This is a genomic window from Marinomonas vulgaris, from assembly GCF_018145875.1.
Taxonomy (GTDB): domain Bacteria; phylum Pseudomonadota; class Gammaproteobacteria; order Pseudomonadales; family Marinomonadaceae; genus Marinomonas; species Marinomonas vulgaris.
The window spans coordinates 1-2,296 of record NZ_JAGSSV010000055.1 but is presented as its reverse complement, the minus strand read 5'-3'; the positions used below and the strand labels follow the sequence as shown (position 1 = coordinate 2,296).

Genomic DNA, 2,296 nt, shown 5'->3' with positions numbered 1-2,296 from the left:
GTAAGCGCCTAACCAACCACGTCCTTACAATGCCAAGGCAAAAGTGCTTCGATGTCTGCCAGGCTTTGTGCATTAGGAAGCACTTTAAAGATCTGCTTTAACCAATCGTATTCATTAAGACCGTTGGCTCTGGCTGTTTCTATTAGACTATACAAGTTAGCGCTGGCGGTTGCCCCTGCTTGGCTTTTACTAAAAAGCCAGTTTTTACGTCCAATAGCGTAAGGGCGTATAGCGCGTTCTGCCGCATTATTGTCTATCGGGTAATGGCCTTCTTCCACGTAGCCAATAAGCCGATCCCACTGATTATTTAGATACACTAAAGCCTTACCGATCGACGTTTTCGGGGCCACTGTGATTAAGCTTTTTTTCATCCAGACGTTAAGCGCCTCTAAAATCGGTACGGCCTTTTCTTGGCGTACTGCTCGACGTTTATCCGGGGGCATGTCTTTGGTTTGTTGTTCAATACCGTACAACTTTTGGATGTAATTAAGCCCTTGATCAGCCTTTCCTATTTTGCCTTTAGGCTGCACGTCTTTGGCTTCTTTAAACTTGCGTCGGGCATGAGCCCAGCAACCTAAACGCGTTATCTGGTATTCATCGCAGGCTTTTTGATACCACTCGTAGCCATCGACCATGATGGCTGGTGTGTCTGAAGATAAGAGGCGTAATGGAACCGATTGGGCACGGCTGTCACTGTAGTGGAACACGCACGCAGATTGAGTGCCTGTGCTGCGCATGACCCACATGTAGCTTTTGCTTTGCGCCGTTTTTCCTGGCTCGTCCAAGACCTGCAACGTGGTTTCATCCATATGCAAACACGGCTGCTGTTGTAAGGTATCGTTCAGAAGATTGATCAGTGGCTGCACTAATTCACCACACTTTATCATCCAGTTCGCCAGGTTAGTTCGATCCATGTCGATACCAATACGTTTGAAGATCTCGCTTTGACGATAAAGTGGTAGAGCATCCGCGTATTTACTGGTGGCCACGAAGGCCAACAGACCTGGGCTGGCAATGCTTTTCTCAATAGGTTGTTTGGGTTTGCGAGCGGTCACCACGTGGCTACTGCAACACGGACAGGCATACGTTAAACGCTTGTGACGAAGGACCTTAATGTGTGCTGGTATGATATCCAGTTGCTCATGATCTTCACTGCCAATGACGGTCAGTTTGGTCCCGTCATGAGGGCAAACTTTATCGGCATCCGATAAATCATACACAATCTCTTCACGAGGGAGTGAATCGGGAATACTGATTCGAGGTTTACGTCGGCGTGTATGGCCTTGAACGTCTGTGACCTCTTCCTCATCGTCAGATGGATCTGCGATGATGTCTTCCGCTTCGTTAAACAAGCCCAACTGATCGGGAGAGAGTTTTTCACTGGAAGGACTAAATCGGCCCTTTAATAGCAGTGTAATTCGCTCATGCAACGTACTAATCTGTCTATCACGCTCAGCAAGCTGAGCACGCAATTGATCATTTTCTTGTTGTAACGCGGCGGTATCATTCATAGGTGGATTATACCGCAGAATAGAGAAGCCGTACTAAGGTCGCTTAAGAAACCTCAGTGTAATAAAGTGGTTCGTGGGGCGTGATCCGACTCATATCAACACCACGCAATAGCCAATTCCATTGCTCATGACTGATCGTCATGGTGCTACACTCCTGCTTACGTGGCCATTTGAAACGTTCTTTTTCCAAGCGCTTTTGCCATAACGCGAACCCTGTATGATCCCAGTACAGCACTTTCAGTTGCGTTCGTGGCTTGTTGCAGAACACAAATAACGCCGGTTCGCATGGCGCTAACGCCATAACGTCGCTCACAATGACGGCCAGACCATTAATGGCTTTACGAAAATCAACAGGATCTCGATGTAAATAGATGGGAACATGACTTGGCCATTGAATCATGCCAATAACCTCACTAAGGCAGCCATAGTCGACGGGGCCATGGAATCTGGGCAGTGAATTTTACACTGACCATGCTCAATCACCACCTGATTGGTAACATGACTTGAGTGCTCTGACGATACGACTTGCAAGCGAGTGAAGGCAGAAGAAGGGTTATCAATCACTTGCTGACGTTGCTTTAATTTGACATTGAAGTATTTAGGATTGATGTTGCGCTGTTTGCAAAATGCGGTTTGAGAAAGCTTGGATTGCTCAAAAGCCTCAAACAGCTCGAGCCAGTTGTATTTTTGATAAGTCGCCATGACGTGCTCCTTGAATAATAAGAAGCGATAAGGTTAGCGGTTTGAGGGCGTCATGGGCAGGTAGGGTTGGATTGGCGCTTACA

General features: G+C 47.1%; 3 protein-coding genes. All 3 read right to left on the bottom strand.

Annotated features, from left to right (window positions below):
- Positions 1 to 8: 8 nt before the first annotated feature.
- From tnpC to tnpA, 3 genes are read right to left on the bottom strand one after another with little or no spacing between them, the layout of a single operon-like run.
- The gene (tnpC, locus tag J9B83_RS15670; RefSeq protein ID WP_211537720.1) at positions 9 to 1,511 is read right to left on the bottom strand and encodes an IS66 family transposase; all 1,503 of its coding nucleotides are present in this window, start codon (positions 1,509 to 1,511) and stop codon (positions 9 to 11) included.
- A 43-nt stretch (positions 1,512 to 1,554) separates the two neighbouring features.
- Complete coding sequence (tnpB, locus tag J9B83_RS15665; protein ID WP_211537719.1) at positions 1,555 to 1,911, bottom strand: IS66 family insertion sequence element accessory protein TnpB; 357 nt, start codon at positions 1,909 to 1,911, stop codon at positions 1,555 to 1,557.
- A complete protein-coding gene (tnpA, locus tag J9B83_RS15660) occupies positions 1,908 to 2,213 on the bottom strand; it encodes an IS66 family insertion sequence element accessory protein TnpA (protein WP_211537718.1) in 306 nt (101 codons plus the stop codon). Before tnpA ends, tnpB begins: the two co-directional genes overlap by 4 nt.
- Positions 2,214 to 2,296 lie beyond the last annotated feature (83 nt).

What these genes read in the sequence shown, in the direction of transcription:
- tnpA (WP_211537718.1), bottom strand. Translation starts at nt 2,213, where the DNA reads ATGGCGACTTATCAAAAATACAACTGGCTCGAGCTGTTTGAGGCTTTT.
- tnpB (WP_211537719.1), bottom strand. Translation starts at nt 1,911, where the DNA reads ATGATTCAATGGCCAAGTCATGTTCCCATCTATTTACATCGAGATCCT.
- tnpC (WP_211537720.1), bottom strand. Translation starts at nt 1,511, where the DNA reads ATGAATGATACCGCCGCGTTACAACAAGAAAATGATCAATTGCGTGCT.